The organism is Pseudomonas sp. BRG-100 (genome assembly GCF_000737955.1).
Taxonomy (GTDB): Bacteria; Pseudomonadota; Gammaproteobacteria; order Pseudomonadales; family Pseudomonadaceae; genus Aquipseudomonas; species Aquipseudomonas synxantha_A.
Genome location: NZ_JPRX01000001.1, coordinates 2,481,422 through 2,498,921, shown reverse-complemented (window position 1 = coordinate 2,498,921; position 17,500 = coordinate 2,481,422). Strand labels below are relative to the sequence as shown.

Below are 17,500 nucleotides of genomic sequence, written 5' to 3'. Positions count from 1 at the left end.
TGGCAGTTATCGGCTTCTTATAGAGGCAGGCGTTCTTATTGATCTGGCCCAGGCTGATAGTTGCAAACGGCGTATAACAGGCGCATTGCATGAAGATTACGATTCTGGAAACTAATGGCCATCTAACAAATACGTAATGTTCTGGTGAACCTGGTGTCAGGGTTCGTTGGTTAGTCTCGACACTTAACTTTTAGTCGAGGACTTGGTCATGAACTTCTATACAGTGGGTTTGGGCGTATTAACGGCGGTCTTGTCGTTCGGTGCACTGGCCGAAGGCGGAGGGGATCGCACCTTTGCCCTGATGATGGAGCGCAACGAGAAAGCCATGGCCGCCTATGCGATCAAAAAAGGCAAGGCGGTGCCTCAGGTGCAGACCTATCGCTACGGCATGGATCTGGATATCGCCAAGGTGGTCAACGTGACGCCGCCGATCCGCTCGTGCAACGCCGTGCCGTCGCGCATGACCTATGAAGACTCCAGCGGCAAGCTCAATACCCTGGAATATCAAGTGATGGGTGTGTGCCGATTCAATGGGGGCTGATGGCGCTGAAAATATAGTTCGACTTGGGCTGCAAGCTCTCTTTAGAAAATTGCGCCAGCGCCGATGCAGATTAGGACGCCCACCCCATTTGCCTAATGGTGCCCCATGTTCAATACCCGCCTGAAGCAGGAGCTGACCGCTCTGCGCGAAGAATTGTCGAGCTTGCTACAGGTGAAAGAGAGCCTGGAAAGCGAAATGCTCGTCCTGACGCTGGACGCCGAGGGCCGGGTGGAGTGGGCGAATGCCAACTTCCTGCAGGAACTGGCTTATTCATTGAGTGAGATTGTGGGGCGTGCAATCGAAGACCTGGTACCGGCCCATGTGCGCCAGGATGAGTTTCAGTTGCGCTTCAAGCACGCCCTGGCCCGCGGCGAACACTTCGCCGGCGCCGTGCGCCTTATGCGTGGCAATGGCAAGGAAGCGTGGTTGCGCTCGATCGTGCAGCCGGTGCGCAGTTCACAGGGGCATATCAAGCATTTTTCGATGTTCTCCAGCGACCTCACCCGCACCATCGAGAGTTCGCGTGAGCATGAAAACCTGATCACCGCGCTGATGCGTTCCACCGCGTTGATCGAGTTCGACCTGGACGGAAACGTGCTCACCGCCAATGACCGCTTCCTCAGCAGCATGGGGTACAGCCTGGCGCAGATCCAGGGTAAACATCACCGTATGTTCTGCGAACCGCAGGAATACAACAGCGCCGAGTACCAGCAGTTCTGGAAGCGCTTGAACGCCGGTGAGTTCGTGGCGGCGCGCTTCAAGCGCGTGGACAGCCACGGTCGCCTGGTGTGGTTGGAAGCCACCTATAACCCTGTGCTGGACGCCAACGAACGGCTGTACAAAGTGGTCAAGTTCGCCACGGTGATCACCGACCAGGTTAACCGCGAGCAAGCGGTGGCCGAGGCCGCCAACATTGCCTACAGCACCTCCTTGCAAACTGACGACAGCGCCCAGCGCGGCACCACCGTGGTCACCCAGGCGGTGGATGTGATGCGCGACCTGGCCCAACACATGCAACAGGCCGGCGAAGGTATCGAGGCGCTGAATGCCCAGTCCCAGGTGATCGGCAGCATCGTCAAGACCATCAGTGGCATCGCCGAGCAGACCAACCTGCTGGCGCTCAACGCGGCCATCGAAGCAGCGCGTGCCGGTGAGCAGGGGCGTGGCTTTGCGGTGGTGGCCGATGAAGTGCGGCAACTGGCTTCACGCACCAGCAAAGCCACCGAGGAAATCGTCGGCGTAGTGCGCCAGAACCAGGACATGGCCCGCGATGCGGTTGCGCTGATGGCCGACGGTCGCCTGCAAGCCGAGCAAGGCCTGGCCCTGGCGGCCGAGGCGGGTACGGTGATTGTGGAAATTCAGGACGGTGCGCAAAAAGTGGTGAGCGCGGTCGGGCAGTTTGCCAATCAGTTGTCGAGCTAAAGAGCACGTTCGGACACCAAACTCGATTTTGGCGACAACAGAACCCAAATGTGGGAGCTGGCTTGCCTGCGATAGCATCGCCTCGGTGTATCTGATGTACCGAGGTGTCTGCATCGCAGGCAAGCCAGCTCCCACATGAGTTTTGTCGTGTTTTCAGGTGCGCGGCATGCACTCGATGGTGCGGTTTAGCACGGTCTTGGCCATCTCCAGCAAATGCCACGCGGCATGGATTCTGGCGCGGTCATGGGGTTGCAGGTGATCGCAACAGTCCCACACGGTGGCAGAGGCGCTGTTGATCAGGTGTGAGATATAGAGTTGAGCGTCTTCGAAGCTGAGGTCTTCGTTGACGACGAGGCAGTCCATGGGTGGATCGGGAAGTGCTTTGGTCATGGTGTAACTCCTATTAACTCAAAGGAGCCGACCCGTCGCGACTAAACGTTGGGTGGCGGCTGTACGCAGGTTAGTCGACCGGCAAATAGGCAAAGTCCGGCGCACCCGAGGGCGCCCTGCGCACAGCCACCATAAAACCTCATGGAGGACCATGCGCCTATTAAATCCGAGCGACTAAACCCGATCACTGAAAAGGCAGTGACGGACCGAAGACTAGCCATCGATTCCAACAGGCACAAGGCGGCAGGGATTGTCTCGGAAACGTCCTGCAATTTAAAGGGACACAGCTTGCTGGCCCTTTACAAACCATGACCAAATGCCAGCAACACCACCTCATCCAACTGTGGGAGCTGGCTTGCCTGCGATAGCGGTGTGCCTGATACACCGAGGTGTCTGCATCGCAGGCAAGCCAGCTCCCACAGTTTGAACGTATTCCAACCCAGCACTCAGCGTCCGAGCATCTTTACCCAACGCGATGGCGGCATCCCGTAGGTGCTGCGAAATTGCCGGGTCATGTGGCTTTGGTCGGTGAAGCCGGCGGTCATTGCGGCATCCACCAGAGATTGGCCCTGGGCCAACAAGTGACGCACCAGGTCCAGCCTGCGCATGGTCAGGTAGCGGTAGGGGCTGGTGCCGAACAACAAGCGAAAATCCCGCGATAACGCCCAGCGGTCGCGGTCGGCATGGTCGGCTATTTCATCCAGGGTGATGCTGCGGCCCAGGGCGCTGTGGATAAATTCACGGGCGCGTTCGGCGGCCACGTAGTCGAAGGATTTACGGCTGACGACGGCACCGGATGCCTCGCTCAGGGCCTGGGCCAGGTCGAACATGGCGTCTTGCTCTTGCATCGGGTCAATCGGGCAATCCAAGCTTTGCAGCAGCACTTCGCTGGCGCGGTGCAGCCGAGGGTCGGTGGACAGGCCGCCGGGAATGAAAGGCAAGGGTTTGCCGCCGAGGATCTGCTGGATCAGCGCCGGCTCCACATAAATCATCCGGTACTTGAAGCCTTCATCGCTGCCGGCACGGCCGTCGTGGGTTTCGTCCGGGTGAATCACCATGGTGGTGCCGGGCATGCTGTGGGTCATGCCACCGCGATAATGAAAACTCTGCACGCCGAACAACGTGCGCCCGATGGCGTAGGTGTCATGGCGATGGGGGTCGAATGCGAAACCGGCAAAGTACGCCTCGATACGGTCCAGGCCGCTGGCGTGCGGGGCGCGGTGCAGCCAGTCGAGGGAGTGGGTGGGTTTGCCCATGGTGACTTGTCACAGAAGGAGGTGGGAACACGTTAACCGAGTCTGCCACGGTTGTCTGTCTGGGGTCTTGTACGATTGTGCAGGCGTCGGGTGGTGCAGATTGCTAGCGGATCGCTGACCGCCCGTGTTAAGAAGCCTTACTTTCAACAGTGAGGCCAGGTCATGAGCAAGGTGCGGGTAGGTATTATTTTTGGTGGCCGTTCGGCTGAGCATGAGGTCTCGCTGCAATCGGCGCGCAACATCGTCGATGCCCTCGACCGTTCGCGCTACGAGCCCATCCTGATCGGTATCGACAAGGCCGGCCACTGGCACCTCAACGACACGTCGAACTTCCTGATCAACCAGGAAAACCCTGCCCTGATCGCCCTCAACCAATCCAACCGCGAATTGGCGGTGGTGCCCGGCAAGGCCAGCCAGCAGGTGGTGGAAACCTCCGGGCAGGGCCTGCTGGAACATATTGATGTGATCTTCCCGATTGTCCACGGCACCCTTGGCGAAGACGGTTGCCTGCAAGGTTTGCTGCGTATGGCCGACTTGCCTTTCGTCGGCTCCGACGTGCTCGGCTCGGCCGTGTGCATGGACAAAGACATCAGCAAGCGCCTGCTGCGTGACGCCGGTATTGCCGTCACGCCGTTCATCACCCTCACCCGTGGCAACGCGGCGCGCACTTCCTTTGAAGCGGCGGCGAACAAGCTCGGCGTGCCGATGTTCGTCAAGCCCGCTAACCAGGGCTCCTCAGTGGGCGTGAGCAAAGTCGGCAGCGAAGCCGAGTACCACGCTGCGGTTGAGCTGGCGTTGGGTTTTGATGAAAAAGTGCTGGTGGAGTCCGCCGTCCAGGGCCGTGAAATCGAATGCGCCGTGTTGGGCAATGACCACCCAATCGCCAGCGGTTGTGGTGAGATCGTGGTGAGCGACGGTTTTTATTCCTACGACAGCAAATACATCGACGATCAGGCCGCCCAAGTGGTGGTGCCTGCGGCTATCAGCCGTGAAGCCAGCGAACGAATTCGCAGCTTGGCCATTGAAGCCTTTGAGGTGTTGGGTTGCGCAGGGCTGGCGCGGGTGGATGTGTTCCTGACGAATGAGGGCGAAGTCCTGATCAACGAGATCAACTCACTGCCTGGTTTTACCCGCATCAGCATGTACCCCAAGCTTTGGCAGGCGGCGGGCATGAGCTACAGCGAGTTGGTGAGCCGGTTGATCGAATTGGCGCTGGAGCGACATGCGCGGCGCAAGGGGTTGAAGAGCAATCGCTGATCGTTAGCGTTTACGAGCAATCCACGAATAGATCAATGTCTTCGGCTCCTCCAAGTGATGCGTCCTCCTGCGATAGCTGGCAAACGTCGGCGACGTGCAATAAGTGCACACGTCACTCACCTCGATCTGCTCGCGCTTGACCCCCGCCGCTTGCAGCAACAGCAGCCCATACCCGCTCAAGTCAAACCAGGCACTTCCCGCTTGCCTGGCGTGGGGCGGTGTAATGTGCGGAGCTTGTAGCGGTGTCGGTTGCTCAATGCTCCAGGGTGCCTGGCTGTCCTCCCATAGGTGGCCTTGATCCGCTTGGAACTGGGCAATGAACGTTTCACTCACCTCATAGCAGCAAGGCTTGATCGACGGCCCAATTGCCACCCGCAACTGGGTCGCGCTAATGCCTTCATCGATAAAACGCTGCACGGCATTGCCGATAATCCCGCGTTGCAGGCCCTTCCAGCCGCCATGAATGGCGGCCACTAAATCACCGCCTGCGATCAGGATGGGCAAACAGTCGGCCGTAATGACCGCAATTGGCTGCCGGCTCCGGGTGAACACCCCGTCAGCCTCAATCGTGTTGGCCGGCTGACCCGGCTGCCACTCGATCACTGACGCGCTGTGCACCTGTTTGCAAATAAACACGTCATCGGGGCGCAGCGGATCGTCAATCGAGCAAAAACCGTGATCCACGCCGGGGAGGGCATTGAGGTTATGGGCTTTGTTCACCGTGCATTCTCCTTTGATCAAAACACCCTAGTCGCCCAACGCCTCGCCTTCACGCCGAGGGTCGGCGCCGCCGCTCAGCGACACCTTGCCCTGGGCATCCCGCGTGCGGACGATGGCCTGTACGCCGCTGGTCATATCGATCTCGCTCAGGGCATGGCCCTTGTCCTTGAGCGCTTGTTTGAGCGCAGGGCTGAACAGGCCGGTTTCCAACTCAGTTGCGCCATTGCGGCTGCCGAAATTCGGCAGGCTGATGGCCGCTTGCGGGTCGAGCTTCCAGTCGAGCATGGCCACCAGGGATTTGCTCACGTACTCGATGATCTGCGAACCGCCCGGGGAGCCCACGGTGGCCAGCAACTCACCACTGTTGCGATCGAACACCAGGGTTGGAGCCATGGCCGAGCGCGGGCGCTTGCCGGGTTGCACGCGGTTGGCCACAGGCTGGCCGTTTTCTTCGGGGATGAACGAGAAATCGGTCATCTGGTTGTTGAGCAAAAAGCCCTGGACCATCACGTGGGAGCCGAACGCCGCTTCCACGGTGGTGGTCATCGACACCGCGCCACCCTGGTCGTCCACCGCCACCACTTGCGAGGTGGAGATGCGCAGCGGCGAGCGATCCGGTGCATACGCCACTTGAACGCCCTCCGGTTGGCCAGGCTTGGCGACCCCCATGCTGCGCTCGCCGATCAGCGCGGCGCGCCGGGTCAGGTAGTTGGGTGCAACAAGGCCGGCAACCGGCACGGGGGTGAAGTCTGCATCGGCCACATACAGGGCGCGATCGGCAAAGGCCAGGCGCCCGGCTTCGGCGATCAGGTGCACGGCCTCGGGTGTCGGTTCAAGCCCGGCCGGCGAAGTACTCTTGTTCGGGGTCATCGGCGCGATCGCCAGGCGCGGGTCGCGGGTCTGCAGCGCCTGCAAGGTGCCAAGGATCTGCGCCACGGCAATCCCGCCAGAGGAGGGCGGCGGCATCCCGCAGATTTTCCATTGTTTGTAGTCGGTGCACAGTGGGGCGCGCTCCTTGGCGCTGTAGCCCTTGAGGTCGGCTACGGACAAGCTGCCGGCATTGTGATTGCCCTGCACCTTGCGTGCGATCTCATCGGCAATCGCCCCGTGGTACAGCGCATCCGGCCCTTCCTTGGCGATGCGCTTGAATACCGCGGCCAGCGCCGGGTTTTTCAACAGCGTGCCGGTGGCTTTGGGCGAGCCATCGGCATTCAGGAAGTACGCCGCCATCTCGGGCGATTGCACAATAAAGCGATCCGCCGCGATCAAGCTATGCAAGCGCGGTGAAATGGCAAAGCCCTGCTCCGACAGGCGGATCGCCGGCTCGAACAGCTTGGCCCATTGCAGATGGCCGCTCTTCTTGTGCGCCATTTCCAGTGCGCGTAATACACCCGGCGTGCCGACAGAGCGCCCGCCAATTTGCGCATCGGTGAACGCCATCGGCGTGCCGTCGGCCTTCAGGAACAAGCGCTCGGTCGCCCCCGCCGGTGCGGTCTCGCGGCCATCGTAGGCCTGCACGTTTTTGCCATCCCATAGCATGATGAACGCACCGCCACCAATGCCGGAAGACTGTGGCTCTACCAGGGTCAGCACCGCTTGCATCGCAATCGCCGCGTCGATGGCCGAACCGCCTTGGCGCAACATCTCGCGTCCGGCTTCGGCAGCCAACGGGTTGGCAGCGGCGGCCATATGGTGCTCGGCGTGGCGGGTACTCAGGTCAGTGCGATAGCCCGAACCCAACTCCGGTGCCGGTGGTTGTTCGGTGACAGACGTGTGGCAGGCCGCAAGGGCCAGGGCTGCTGCGATGACCGTCAGCTGACGGCGGGAAGTCAAAAGCACGCGCTGAACTCCGTTCATTTTGAGAATGATCTGTTGTCCTTCGGGAATTGCGTTTTACAGATAAATCGTGCCTTGCATATACAGCACCGCCTTGCCGGAGATAATCACGCGGTCGCCCTTGAGTTCACAGCGCAACTGGCCCTTGCGCTGGCCGCCTTGCTCGGCGGTCATCTGCAACTTGCCCAGGCGCTCGGCCCAGAACGTTGCCAGCGAGGTGTGCGCCGAGCCGGTGACCGGGTCTTCATTGACCCCCACATTCGGGCCGAACCAGCGTGAGACAAAATCAAACTGTGTGCTTTTGGCGGTGACTGCAATCCCACGTTTGGGCAGGCCCTTGAGCCGTGCGAAATCCGGTGTCAGTGCCGCCACCTGCGCTTCATTTTCCACCAGCACGATGTAGTCATCGGTGCCAAACACCTCAGCAGTTTCAATGCCCAGTGCGCTCAACATTCCGGCCGGTGGCTCGCAGCGTTGCGGCTGTTTGGCTGGGAAATCCATCGCCAGTTCATCGCCATTGCGCGTCACCCGCAACTCGCCGCTACGCGTTGCAAAGCGCAGCACTTGCGGCGCATCGGCCAGCATATGAATCAATACCCAGGCCGCCGCCAAGGTGGCATGGCCGCACAGGTCTACCTCGACTTCGGGGGTGAGCCAGCGCAGCTCGTAGAACTCGCCACGGGGTACAAAAAACGCGGTTTCCGAGAGGTTGTTTTCAGCCGCGATACTCTGCAGTTGCTCGTCGGGCAACCATTCGGTGAGCGGGCACACCGCCGCCGGGTTGCCGCCGAAGGGGTGTTGGCTGAAAGCGTCGACTTGGTAGATGTCCAGTTTCATCGGGGCACTCCGCATTTTAGGGAGGCTGGACACTAACAGTGGGGGTGGGGGGCGTCAAAATACAGTTGGGGAGTTTTTTACGCGCACAAAAAAACGGCCTACCTTTCGGTAAGCCGTTTTTAGTACTTGGTGGCTACACAGGGACTTGAACCCCGGACCCCAGCATTATGAATGCTATGCTCTAACCAACTGAGCTATGTAGCCAAGTGGCGCGCATTATTCGCTCGGAACGGCAATGCGTCAAGTCTTTTTGTTGAGTTTTTTTCTACGCTTTCAACCGTTTAACCGAAAACGCTGCTTTGGGTGACAGGCGGCAGGGAGGCTCGCTGGCGGATGCGCTCTGTAGCGGGGGGCAGATGCAGAGCATTGGCGTCTATCAGGCCAAGTCTGACAGTGTTGGGCAGATATCCCTGTCGCCCAACGCTTGCCCGGCTAATTCAGCTTAGCGATGCAGGGGGGTGTGGGTCACGCGCTTGAGCTGTTCGCGTGCCCGTGACAGGCGCGAGCGCACGGTGCCGATAGGGATGTCCAGTACGTCGGCGGTGTCCTGATAGCTACCGTCGGTTTCCAGTGAAGCGTACAGCGTCTTGCGCATCTCGGTCGGCAAGTGATCGATAGCGCTCAGGGTATTTTCCAGGCGCCGGTTGATCTCAAACTCCCAATCCAGACTGTGGGTCTCTTCCTGGCCATGCCACAGCGACTCATCGAATTCGCAATGTGCGGGTTTGGCATACAGGCGCCGAAAGTGATTGCGGATCAGGTTCTGCGCGATGCCACACATCCAGGTGCTGAGCGTTGCGGTGCCGCTGAAACGTTCGCGATTACGCCAGGCTTCCAGGTAGGTCAATTGCAAAAGATCATCCGCATCTTCCGGGTTAAGCACGCGTTTATGAATAAAGCGGCGAAGCTTTTTCTGTTGATCGTCTGTCAGATGAAGCATGAATTGAGGCGAATTGCCACCAAGGTGAACTAAGGCTTCAATAGGAATATTCATGATTTTTTCCTTAAGGTAGACGCAGTCGAAACGTATCGACAGGAACCCGATTGCACTGCTTGTGCCAAACAGAAAAAATCACGTAACTACTTAATTTATATATATAAATATCTTGAATTGATGCTTTTTTACGCAGGCTTTTGCACGTGAGGATTAGAGGTCCGTGCAAGTATTTTCAAACGTGCCGTCGTCTCGAATTTCAATGGAACCGTATGGGGAGGCTTTGCCACACAGAGACACACTCTTCCTGAACTGGCCTGTCCATGAAAGTCGAATCGCGCAACGATGTGCCAACGGTCCAACGCCTGGATCAACCTGTTATCAGCAATACTGCCGTGCCTGCGCCTGCGAAGGGTGTTGATGAACTGGCCCAACTGTTCAATCAGGAAGTAGAGCTCAATAAACTTCCGCTGGCCCAGCGGCAGATGGCCCAGCGCGTGCCTGCTGCGGAACAACTGGTGCAGCTTTATGACCAGTTGGGGCATCCGGCCCAGGCGAGCATGGCCTCGGTTTCTCGCCGCATCAGGATGCAGTTACTGCAAAACGCCAGCGTCGACAAATTGCTCGACCTCACAGGCGGCGACCCGGCGCGTGCGTTCGTGGTCCTCAAGCACGTGGCAGGCCAGGCGGACGCTGATCTGCGTAAATCCGAGGCTGCCTTGGCCCGCGCAGCCATTGCCAAATTCGAGGCGCGTTTCAAGGGAGAAATCCAGGCTGGCCTGAACATTGCCGTAGCATTGCAAGCAGCCGGCGCGGACCCGCAGGAACGCCAGGCGCTCCGCGCGCTCTACTATGCCAGCGTGGTCACGCGCCAATCGCTGGCGACCATGATGCAAGCCCTGCTGGGCGTATACGGCGGCGAGCGCTTCTATGAAGGGCTCAATGTGATGCGTAAAGCCTTGGCAGACGATATCGCGGCCCGGGTGTCATCGATGCCCACCCCACTGTTGCGTTCTGTGCTGCTGGGCCTGCGAAGTTGTGGGCAGTTGGGCACCGTATTGGCCGATTGCCTGGCGTTCAACCTGCGACTGGGCATCGATCATGACGCCGTTTCCCTGCTGCAGCGCCTGCTTGGATACGCCGATAGCGGCATCGCCGCCGATGAAATCCTGCGGTTAGGGAATGAGATGGGGAGTGGTTCGCCCTCCAGGCAACTGGCAGCTCTCAACGCGCTTTACCCTCTTATCCGGCAGTTACCGTTGGCCTTATGGTCTGACAGTAGAGTCCGCGAGGAAACCTTGTTCAGGTTTGTAGCGGTGATGGACGAGCTGAACCGGATCGACGGTGGTACCCAGCGTTTTCCTGAGTTGGCCGGGGTTATGACGTGACCCTGCTGTCGACCATCAACGGCTTGCTGCTCAAAGTGGCACAGCGCGCAGAAGTGCTGGGCGCCGTGGTGGTCATGGCCATTGTCTTTATCTTTATCGTGCCACTGCCGACCTGGCTGGTAGATATTCTGATTGCGCTCAATATCTGCATATCTTGCCTGTTGATCGTACTGGCGCTTTATCTACCAGGCCCTCTGGCGTTCTCATCGTTCCCATCGATCCTGTTGCTGACCACCATGTTTCGTTTGGCGCTGTCGATTGCGACCACGCGCTTGATCCTGCTGGAACAGGACGCCGGTGACATCGTCGAGGCCTTCGGCAATTTCGTGGTGGGGGGAAACCTGGCGGTAGGGATGGTGATCTTTCTGATCCTGACCCTGGTCAACTTCCTGGTGATCACCAAGGGCTCGGAGCGGGTCGCCGAGGTGGCGGCGCGGTTCAGCCTGGATGCGATGCCGGGCAAACAGATGTCTATCGATAGCGATCTGCGTGCAGGGCTGATTGACGGCATGCAAGCGAGGGACAAGCGTGAGCAGTTGTCGCGTGAGAGCCAACTGTTCGGGGCCATGGATGGGGCCATGAAGTTCGTCAAGGGCGACGCCATCGCCGGCTTGATCATCGTCGTGGTCAACCTGTTGGGCGGCTTCTCCACAGGAATGTTCCAGCACGGCTTGAGCGCAGGCGATTCGATGGCGTTGTATTCGGTACTGACGATCGGCGATGGCCTGATTGCACAGATTCCGGCGCTGCTGATCTCTTTGACTGCGGGCATGATCATCACCCGTGTTGCGCCGGATGGACGCAAAGGCGTCAGTAACATGGGCGTCGAAATTGCCCGGCAAATGACCAGCGAGCCCAAGAGTTGGGTGATTGCCTCGGTGGGAATGCTTGCGTTTGCCGCGGTCCCTGGCATGCCTACCCTGGTATTTATCCTGATCGCGCTGATCACCGGCAGCGTGGGTTACTACCTGGTGCGCCAGCGTCAACACCAGGCAGGGCCTTCCAACGAGGCCGCCGAAGTCGTTCGCCCTGAAGAGAACGGTAAAGAGGACTTGCGCGGCTTTGACCCGTCGCGCCCTTACCTGTTGCAGTTTTCCCCTGTTCTGCGTGGCACGCCTGAAGTGACGAATCTGATTCACGGGATTCGCCAGGCGCGAAATTCGCTGGTCGCCAATATTGGCCTGACATTGCCGCCGTTCGAAGTCGAGCTCGATGACTCCCTGGCCCCCGATGAGATGCGCTTTTGTGTGCATGAAGTCCCCATGGTCAGGGCGTCAGTGGTCAATCATATGGCCGTTGAGCGCATGGCGCTTGAGGTTGAGCCAGAGCACGCCATCGCCGGGTTGGCTGAGCGCGATGAACAGGATTGGCTCTGGTTGGCCCCTGACGATCCGCTGCTTGATGATCCGCAACTGGAGCGCTTCACCGCCACGAGCCTGATCCTGGAGCGTATGCGAAAGGCGATGATGCTCAGCGGGCCACAGTTCCTGGGGATTCAGGAGAGCAAGTCGATCCTGAGTTGGCTTGAGCATAATCAGCCGGAACTGGTGCAGGAACTGCAGCGCATCATGCCGCTGTCGCGTTTTTCTGCGGTGTTGCAGCGCCTGGCCAGTGAAGGTGTCCCCCTGCGGGCGGTGCGCCTGATTGTCGAATCGCTGATCGAGTACGGACAGCATGAGCGTGAGCCGGAAGCCCTGGCCGACTATGCACGCATTGCTCTCAAGGCGCAGATCTATCACCAGTACAGCGAGGCCGACGGCCTGCACGCCTGGCTGTTGTCTGCGCAAAGCGAAAACATCCTGCGCGAAGCCCTGCGCCAAACCCAGACCGGGGTGTTCTTTGCGTTGGACCAGGATCACAGCGCGGCGTTTATCAACCTGCTCAATCAGGCCTTTACCTTGAGGGCCAAGAGCAAAAGCGTGATGTTGGTGGCGCAGGACTTGCGCAGCCCCTTGCGGACTCTATTGCTCGAAGAGTTCAACCATGTACCGGTGCTGTCTTTCGCTGAGTTGGGGAGCGCATCCAAGGTCAAGGTGTTGGGGCGCATTGACCTCGGTCAGGAAGCATTGATGCGTGGCGCAGCGGCATGATTTCGCAGCCATGGACAGTACGAAGGAGGGCTCGATGATGTATGAGTTACGCGTGCTTGATGGGCTGCGCCAGGGCGCTGCGTTGCCGTTGTTCGGCGAGCGATGGAGCATCGGTGCCCAGCCGGACGCTGACCTGGTGCTGAGCGATCCAGGGGTCGCCGAGCATCATGCCCTGCTGCAGTTTTGCGACGTTAACTGGTCGGTGCAGGCCCAGGCGCAGTTGGTGTACGGGGCTGATGGCCAGGCCCTGGCGCAGATCCCGAGCCTGGCGTTGAACGTGCCCTTTCTGGTGGGTAGCGTGAGATTGTGCGTCGCCTTGGCAGATCATCCATGGCCTGAGCCTGTGCCTGAGGCCCCGGTATCTGCGGCATTGCCATCACCGGAACAACCTGTGCAGACACTGCCGTTATCGTCGATATCACCCTCGCAGCAAAAGCGGTTGATCAGCCTGATGCTGGTGGTGGCGGTAGTCATCGCAGTGGTGGGCATGGTTTCGACAGGGGAGCATGACGCGCAGGCTTCCCTGATGCCATCGGTGATTGGCAAACACGAATTGGCCTCACCGTTTGATGTGCGTCAGCAGTTGTTGAAAATGCTCGGCGAGCGTGAGCTGAGCCAACGGATCGACCTGCAAGTCATCAACGGTCAAGTCGTGCTCAACGGCGATGTTTCCCAGGACGATGTGGAGCTGGTGTCGCGGATGCTCAGCCGCTTTGGTGAGCAATTCGACAGTATGGTGCCGGTGATCAGTCGTGTACGTGTGCGAGATGACGCCTTGCCGTTCAGGATCGTGCAAATTGTCGGCGGACCTAACGGTCATGTGGTTCTGGAAGAGGGTAGCCGGCTCTTTTTGGGGGATCAGGTGGACGGCTTGCGCCTGGTGCTGATCGACAACAGCAAAGTGGTTTTTGATGGCGCACAGCGTTACGAGGTGCACTGGTGAGTACCTCCGAGCAAGCGCGTCTGGACGCCTGGCAGCAACGCCAGGCCCAGGCGCTCGGCAGCTTTGCGCCGGTGTCCATGCGCGGGCGAATCCAGCGCGTCAACGGCATGCTGCTGCAGTGCCGGCTGCCTCAGGCGCGTATCGGTGATTTGTGCCAGGTGGAAAAAGGTCCGGGTGACTGCATGCTCGCTGAAATCATTGGTTTTGATCAGCAGGATGCGGTGCTCAGTGCCCTTGGGAACCTGGAAGGCGTGCGCGTGGGGGCGCCTGTCGAGCGCCTGGGCGTGTCGCATAGAGTGCAAGTCAGCGAGGCGCTCCTGGGCCAGGTTCTGGACGGTTTCGGAAGGCCGATTACGGGCCAGGGTGCCAGCGCATTTGTCGAATCCGAACTGCCGGATACCAGCCCGGTGTTATGTGAAGCGCCCTTGCCCACCGAGCGGCCGCGTATCAACCGTGCGCTGGCCACCGGGGTGCGGTCCATCGATGGATTGATGACGCTCGGTGAAGGCCAGCGTGTCGGTCTGTTCGCCGGGGCCGGTTGTGGCAAAACCACCTTGTTGGCCGAGATCGCCCGTAACGTCGAATGCGATGTCATCGTGTTCGGCTTGATCGGCGAGCGGGGGCGCGAGCTGCGTGAGTTTCTCGACCATGAGCTCGATGAGCAACTGCGCTCTAAAGCGGTACTGGTGTGTGCCACGTCTGATCGCTCCAGCATGGAGCGTGCCCGCGCCGCTTTTACCGCCACGGCTCTGGCTGAAGGTTTTCGGCGCAAGGGCCAGCGGGTGTTGCTGCTGATCGATTCCCTGACCCGTTTCGCCAGGGCCCAGCGTGAAATCGGCCTGGCTGCCGGCGAACCCCTGGGGCGCGGAGGCCTGCCGCCTTCGGTGTACAGCTTGCTGCCGCGCTTGGTGGAGCGCGCCGGGTTGACCCGTGACGGCGTGATCACAGCGATCTACACAGTGCTGATTGAGCAGGACTCCATGAACGATCCGGTGGCCGATGAAGTACGTTCATTGCTCGACGGCCATATCGTGCTGTCGCGCAAATTGGCTGAGCGTGGGCACTATCCGGCGGTGGATGTGTTGGCGAGCCTTTCACGAATATTGAGCAACGTTGCGGCGCCAGAGGATATTCAGGCGGGCACGGCGTTGCGACGGTTGTTATCGGCGTACCAGCAGATCGAGTTGATGCTCAAGCTGGGCGAGTACCAGCCTGGCAGCGATGCGTTGACGGACCTGGCCGTGAACAGTCGCCAGGCGGTGGACGGTTTCCTGCGCCAGGATTTGCGTGAGCCGACACCGATGGCCGTCACGCTGGAGCAACTCAAGGAGCTGACGACCTATGTCCCCTTCTGATGTGCTGCACGGTGAAGTGCAGATGCTGCGTTGCCTGCGCAGGCACAGGGCTGATCGTGCCGAACGTGCCCTGCGTGAGGCCAAGCGTGCGCAGCAGGCCCTGCTCGCGCATATCCAGCAGGCCCAGGATGCACTTGAACACACTCGGCAGGAGCAAGCCCGGCAAAGTGCTGAGTTGCTCAGTCAGCACCAGGGCCAGCTCTTGACCTTGGCGGGCCTGAAATCCTGGAACGCACAGGAGCGCTCCTTATCCGCCAGTACCCAGCGCGAAGAGGGGCAGCTTGAGGCGCTGCGCAACCAACGGCAAGAAAAGGAACACCACGTTGGCAGTGCCCAGAGGCAAGCCACCGAATGCCTGCGGCAGGTGGAAAAGTTACAGGAGCTATCACTTTTGCTTGCACAGGAGCCGACATGACCCAGGTTGCGAATAAACCCACCGAACGACCCCCCCTGCGTGAGCCCCGCGAAGAGCGTGACTCGGGAGCAGCGGGCATGGTTGCGTGGGAACAAGGGCGACTGTTTACGCGGTTGTTTGCGGGTGATGGGGAGGGCGCAGGGACGAGCGCCTCCTTGTCGCGAAGAAAATCTGCGGCCGGTATTGCCATGATCGAGGCGCTGGCCGAACAACTGACGCCTCGTGTGTTGGCCGGTTCGCAGTGGCCGTTGCAGGCAGTGTTGTACTTGCCACGCCTGGGACGGATCAACGCCAGCGTGCGCCGAGAGCAGAGCGGCTGGGCCATTGAATTGGAAGCGGAACACGACGCCACGGCCCGCTGGCTCAGCGGCGTACGGCAACAGTGTGAGGACCGTTTTACGCAAGCGCTGGGTCTGCCGGTCAGCCTGCTTCTGCCAAGCGTCGGCAACCCATGATCGTACCGCTACTGACATTACCTTCGATCAAGAGCGACGGGGTTGCCGCGCGCCGCCAGCTGGGCCGCGGCCTGTACCTGCCGTTCCATGTTGCGGGTCAGGCCGGTGAATTGCGGCTTGAGCCTGGACGTGCGCCTGTTGGCGGTGACGTGGTGTGCTTCGACACGCAGTGCGGTGTGCTGGCGCTCGCTAAGGCGGGGCCGTTGCTTAGCCTGCTGGGTGAATGTCCGGTGACCCTTGCAGGGGCCGACAACGAACCGGATTCCTGGTTCTGGACGTTGTTTCAGTATTACCTGAGCCCCGAAGTGCGAGCGCTGTTGGGTTATGTGCGATTGCTACACACCGGGCGACCAAAAGGCTTTGGCTGTCGCCTCACCGTGACCCTGGGGGCATCGTGGGTTGAGGGTTATGTGTGGTTGAGCCCCGAAAGCTTTTTGGCGTTGTACGAGGCGGGGGCCTGGCGGGCCACGGCTGCGCCGCTGCCGTTGTCGTTTCAACTGGCAATTGCCGTGACCCTTGGGCGGTTACGGTTACCGATTGTACAGGCCGGCAGTCTGCGAGCTGGCGATGTGCTGGTGCTTGAACAGACCTTTTTCCAGGCCCGGGGCAGCGGCTATGTGTCGGTCGGCAGAGAGCGCCTGCATGGCGGCATTGACGATGACACCGGGTGGTTACGTTTCACTCTTACTTCTATCGAGGACGTGTCTGTGGACGAAGATTTAGATGTACCTCATCACTCGGGGCATGAAGACGATGAACCCGTAATGGACGTATTCGGCCCCGAGCCGTTCGATGAATTGAGCATGACGCTGAGCGTACGCTGCGGAACACTGAACCTGACCCTGGGGGAGTTGCGTAACCTCGTGCCCGGCTCGGTACTGGGCATTACCGGCTTTGCCCCAGGCATGGCGGGTCTGTTTTATGGCGATCGGCCCATCGGCCAGGGGCAGTTGGTGGAAGTTGACGGGCGCCTTGGGTTGCAGTTGTCCCGAGTGGTGTTCGGTCGATGATACTTCAAGGGCTGGACCCGATCGTCCTGGCGATATTTCTGGGCGCGCTGTCGTTGATGCCCATGCTGTTGGTGGTCTGCACAGCCTTCTTGAAAATCGTGATTGTGCTGATGATTACCCGCAATGCCATCGGCGTACAGCAAGTACCTCCGAGCATGGCCATCAACGGAATCGCTCTGGCGGCTACCTTGTTCATCATGGCGCCGGTGGGGTACGAAATCGCCGAGAATATCAAGGCGTCGCCTCTGGACATGAGCAACGTGCAAACGTTTCTGCATACCGGCAATGAGGCCATCAACCCCTTGCGTGCATTCATGTTGCGTAATGTGGACCCGGATGTGCTGACCCATCTGCTGGACAATACCGCACGTCTGTGGCCTGCGAAAATAGCTCAGGAGGTACAGCGTGAGGATCTTATCCTGCTGATCCCGGCCTTTGTGCTTTCGCAATTGCAGGCGGGGTTCGAGATCGGTTTCCTGATCTACATTCCCTTCATTGTGATCGACCTTATTGTTTCCAACCTGTTGCTGGCGTTGGGTATGCAGATGGTCTCGCCGATGACCATTTCCCTGCCGCTCAAGCTGCTGCTGTTTGTGCTGGTGTCTGGCTGGTCGCGGTTGCTCGACAGTCTGTTCCTTTCCTATCTCTGAG

At 59.7% G+C, this 17,500-nt stretch carries 17 protein-coding genes, 1 tRNA gene and 1 pseudogene; 12 read left to right on the top strand and 7 right to left on the bottom strand.

Going from position 1 to position 17,500, the window contains the following annotated elements; genetic code table 11:
• Nucleotides 1-208: 208 nt before the first annotated feature.
• From JH25_RS16155 to JH25_RS29360, 3 genes and pseudogenes are all read left to right on the top strand, one after another.
• Nucleotides 209-541: a DUF2790 domain-containing protein gene (locus tag JH25_RS16155; protein ID WP_032878036.1), complete on the top strand. Its 333-nt coding sequence runs from the start codon at nucleotides 209-211 to the stop codon at nucleotides 539-541.
• Between the two features lie 105 nt (nucleotides 542-646).
• A pseudogene (locus JH25_RS29365) lies at nucleotides 647-1,423 on the top strand (PAS domain-containing protein); the annotation flags it as partial.
• Nucleotides 1,424-1,531: 108 nt separating this feature from the next.
• Nucleotides 1,532-1,963, top strand: coding sequence for a methyl-accepting chemotaxis protein (locus tag JH25_RS29360; protein ID WP_371920264.1), 432 nt, complete (start codon nucleotides 1,532-1,534; stop codon nucleotides 1,961-1,963).
• A 153-nt stretch (nucleotides 1,964-2,116) separates the two neighbouring features.
• Here the strand turns inward: JH25_RS29360 and JH25_RS0127105 are convergent, their stop codons facing one another.
• On the bottom strand, nucleotides 2,117-2,353 hold the full coding sequence (locus JH25_RS0127105) for a hypothetical protein (RefSeq protein WP_005784550.1): 237 nt from the start codon (nucleotides 2,351-2,353) through the stop codon (nucleotides 2,117-2,119).
• A gap of 446 nt (nucleotides 2,354-2,799) precedes the next feature.
• The gene (locus JH25_RS16165; RefSeq protein WP_032878033.1) at nucleotides 2,800-3,609 is read right to left on the bottom strand and encodes an AraC family transcriptional regulator; all 810 of its coding nucleotides are present in this window, start codon (nucleotides 3,607-3,609) and stop codon (nucleotides 2,800-2,802) included.
• Nucleotides 3,610-3,771: 162 nt separating this feature from the next.
• Here JH25_RS16165 and ddlA point away from each other — a divergent pair, with 162 nt between their 5' ends.
• Complete coding sequence (gene ddlA / locus JH25_RS16170; protein WP_032878032.1) at nucleotides 3,772-4,866, top strand: D-alanine--D-alanine ligase; 1,095 nt, start codon at nucleotides 3,772-3,774, stop codon at nucleotides 4,864-4,866.
• Between the two features lie 3 nt (nucleotides 4,867-4,869).
• Here ddlA and JH25_RS16175 read toward each other — a convergent pair whose 3' ends face one another.
• From JH25_RS16175 to JH25_RS16195, 5 genes are all read right to left on the bottom strand, one after another.
• Nucleotides 4,870-5,586 carry a polyphenol oxidase family protein gene (locus tag JH25_RS16175; protein WP_032878031.1) on the bottom strand — a complete coding sequence of 239 codons (717 nt, stop codon included), beginning with the start codon at nucleotides 5,584-5,586 and terminating at the stop codon, nucleotides 4,870-4,872.
• 27 nt (nucleotides 5,587-5,613) lie between these two features.
• Nucleotides 5,614-7,443, bottom strand: a complete 1,830-nt coding sequence (gene ggt / locus JH25_RS16180) for a gamma-glutamyltransferase (protein ID WP_050549354.1) — start codon at nucleotides 7,441-7,443, stop codon at nucleotides 5,614-5,616.
• Nucleotides 7,444-7,479: 36 nt separating this feature from the next.
• Nucleotides 7,480-8,259, bottom strand: a complete 780-nt coding sequence (locus JH25_RS16185; protein ID WP_032878029.1) for a PhzF family phenazine biosynthesis protein — start codon at nucleotides 8,257-8,259, stop codon at nucleotides 7,480-7,482.
• A gap of 127 nt (nucleotides 8,260-8,386) precedes the next feature.
• Nucleotides 8,387-8,463: transfer RNA gene (locus JH25_RS16190), tRNA-Met, on the bottom strand.
• A 238-nt stretch (nucleotides 8,464-8,701) separates the two neighbouring features.
• Nucleotides 8,702-9,253, bottom strand: coding sequence for an RNA polymerase sigma factor (locus tag JH25_RS16195; RefSeq protein WP_032878027.1), 552 nt, complete (start codon nucleotides 9,251-9,253; stop codon nucleotides 8,702-8,704).
• Between the two features lie 263 nt (nucleotides 9,254-9,516).
• Between JH25_RS16195 and JH25_RS16200 the strand changes: the two genes are divergently transcribed.
• Genes JH25_RS16200 through sctR form a run of 8 tightly spaced genes read left to right on the top strand, consistent with a single transcriptional unit; the run spans nucleotide 9,517 to nucleotide 17,499 of the window.
• Complete coding sequence (locus JH25_RS16200; RefSeq protein WP_032878026.1) at nucleotides 9,517-10,581, top strand: TyeA family type III secretion system gatekeeper subunit; 1,065 nt, start codon at nucleotides 9,517-9,519, stop codon at nucleotides 10,579-10,581.
• Nucleotides 10,578-12,671: a type III secretion system export apparatus subunit SctV gene (gene sctV / locus JH25_RS16205; protein ID WP_032878025.1), complete on the top strand. Its 2,094-nt coding sequence runs from the start codon at nucleotides 10,578-10,580 to the stop codon at nucleotides 12,669-12,671. Before JH25_RS16200 ends, sctV begins: the two co-directional genes overlap by 4 nt.
• Before the next feature lie 37 nt (nucleotides 12,672-12,708).
• Nucleotides 12,709-13,614, top strand: coding sequence for an FHA domain-containing protein (locus tag JH25_RS16210; protein ID WP_032881120.1), 906 nt, complete (start codon nucleotides 12,709-12,711; stop codon nucleotides 13,612-13,614).
• Nucleotides 13,611-14,969, top strand: a complete 1,359-nt coding sequence (locus JH25_RS16215) for a FliI/YscN family ATPase (protein ID WP_005784571.1) — start codon at nucleotides 13,611-13,613, stop codon at nucleotides 14,967-14,969. The genes JH25_RS16210 and JH25_RS16215 overlap by 4 nt, the downstream gene beginning before the upstream one ends.
• The gene (gene sctO / locus JH25_RS16220) at nucleotides 14,956-15,384 is read left to right on the top strand and encodes a type III secretion system stalk subunit SctO (protein ID WP_032878023.1); all 429 of its coding nucleotides are present in this window, start codon (nucleotides 14,956-14,958) and stop codon (nucleotides 15,382-15,384) included. Before JH25_RS16215 ends, sctO begins: the two co-directional genes overlap by 14 nt.
• On the top strand, nucleotides 15,381-15,839 hold the full coding sequence (locus JH25_RS16225) for a type III secretion system HrpP C-terminal domain-containing protein (RefSeq protein ID WP_032878022.1): 459 nt from the start codon (nucleotides 15,381-15,383) through the stop codon (nucleotides 15,837-15,839). The genes sctO and JH25_RS16225 overlap by 4 nt, the downstream gene beginning before the upstream one ends.
• Nucleotides 15,836-16,849 carry a FliM/FliN family flagellar motor switch protein gene (locus tag JH25_RS16230; protein ID WP_032878020.1) on the top strand — a complete coding sequence of 338 codons (1,014 nt, stop codon included), beginning with the start codon at nucleotides 15,836-15,838 and terminating at the stop codon, nucleotides 16,847-16,849. Before JH25_RS16225 ends, JH25_RS16230 begins: the two co-directional genes overlap by 4 nt.
• The gene (gene sctR / locus JH25_RS16235; protein WP_032878019.1) at nucleotides 16,846-17,499 is read left to right on the top strand and encodes a type III secretion system export apparatus subunit SctR; all 654 of its coding nucleotides are present in this window, start codon (nucleotides 16,846-16,848) and stop codon (nucleotides 17,497-17,499) included. The genes JH25_RS16230 and sctR overlap by 4 nt, the downstream gene beginning before the upstream one ends.
• Nucleotide 17,500 lies beyond the last annotated feature (1 nt).

Excerpts from the sequence above, each read along its gene's own strand:
- JH25_RS16155 (WP_032878036.1), top strand. The coding sequence starts at position 209 with ATGAACTTCTATACAGTGGGTTTGGGCGTATTAACGGCGGTCTTGTCG.
- JH25_RS29360 (WP_371920264.1), top strand. The coding sequence starts at position 1,532 with ATGCGCGACCTGGCCCAACACATGCAACAGGCCGGCGAAGGTATCGAG.
- JH25_RS0127105 (WP_005784550.1), bottom strand. The coding sequence starts at position 2,353 with ATGACCAAAGCACTTCCCGATCCACCCATGGACTGCCTCGTCGTCAAC.
- JH25_RS16165 (WP_032878033.1), bottom strand. The coding sequence starts at position 3,609 with ATGGGCAAACCCACCCACTCCCTCGACTGGCTGCACCGCGCCCCGCAC.
- ddlA (WP_032878032.1), top strand. The coding sequence starts at position 3,772 with ATGAGCAAGGTGCGGGTAGGTATTATTTTTGGTGGCCGTTCGGCTGAG.
- ggt (WP_050549354.1), bottom strand. The coding sequence starts at position 7,443 with ATGAACGGAGTTCAGCGCGTGCTTTTGACTTCCCGCCGTCAGCTGACG.
- JH25_RS16185 (WP_032878029.1), bottom strand. The coding sequence starts at position 8,259 with ATGAAACTGGACATCTACCAAGTCGACGCTTTCAGCCAACACCCCTTC.
- JH25_RS16195 (WP_032878027.1), bottom strand. The coding sequence starts at position 9,253 with ATGAATATTCCTATTGAAGCCTTAGTTCACCTTGGTGGCAATTCGCCT.
- JH25_RS16200 (WP_032878026.1), top strand. The coding sequence starts at position 9,517 with ATGAAAGTCGAATCGCGCAACGATGTGCCAACGGTCCAACGCCTGGAT.
- JH25_RS16210 (WP_032881120.1), top strand. The coding sequence starts at position 12,709 with ATGTATGAGTTACGCGTGCTTGATGGGCTGCGCCAGGGCGCTGCGTTG.
- sctO (WP_032878023.1), top strand. The coding sequence starts at position 14,956 with ATGTCCCCTTCTGATGTGCTGCACGGTGAAGTGCAGATGCTGCGTTGC.
- JH25_RS16225 (WP_032878022.1), top strand. The coding sequence starts at position 15,381 with ATGACCCAGGTTGCGAATAAACCCACCGAACGACCCCCCCTGCGTGAG.
- JH25_RS16230 (WP_032878020.1), top strand. The coding sequence starts at position 15,836 with ATGATCGTACCGCTACTGACATTACCTTCGATCAAGAGCGACGGGGTT.
- sctR (WP_032878019.1), top strand. The coding sequence starts at position 16,846 with ATGATACTTCAAGGGCTGGACCCGATCGTCCTGGCGATATTTCTGGGC.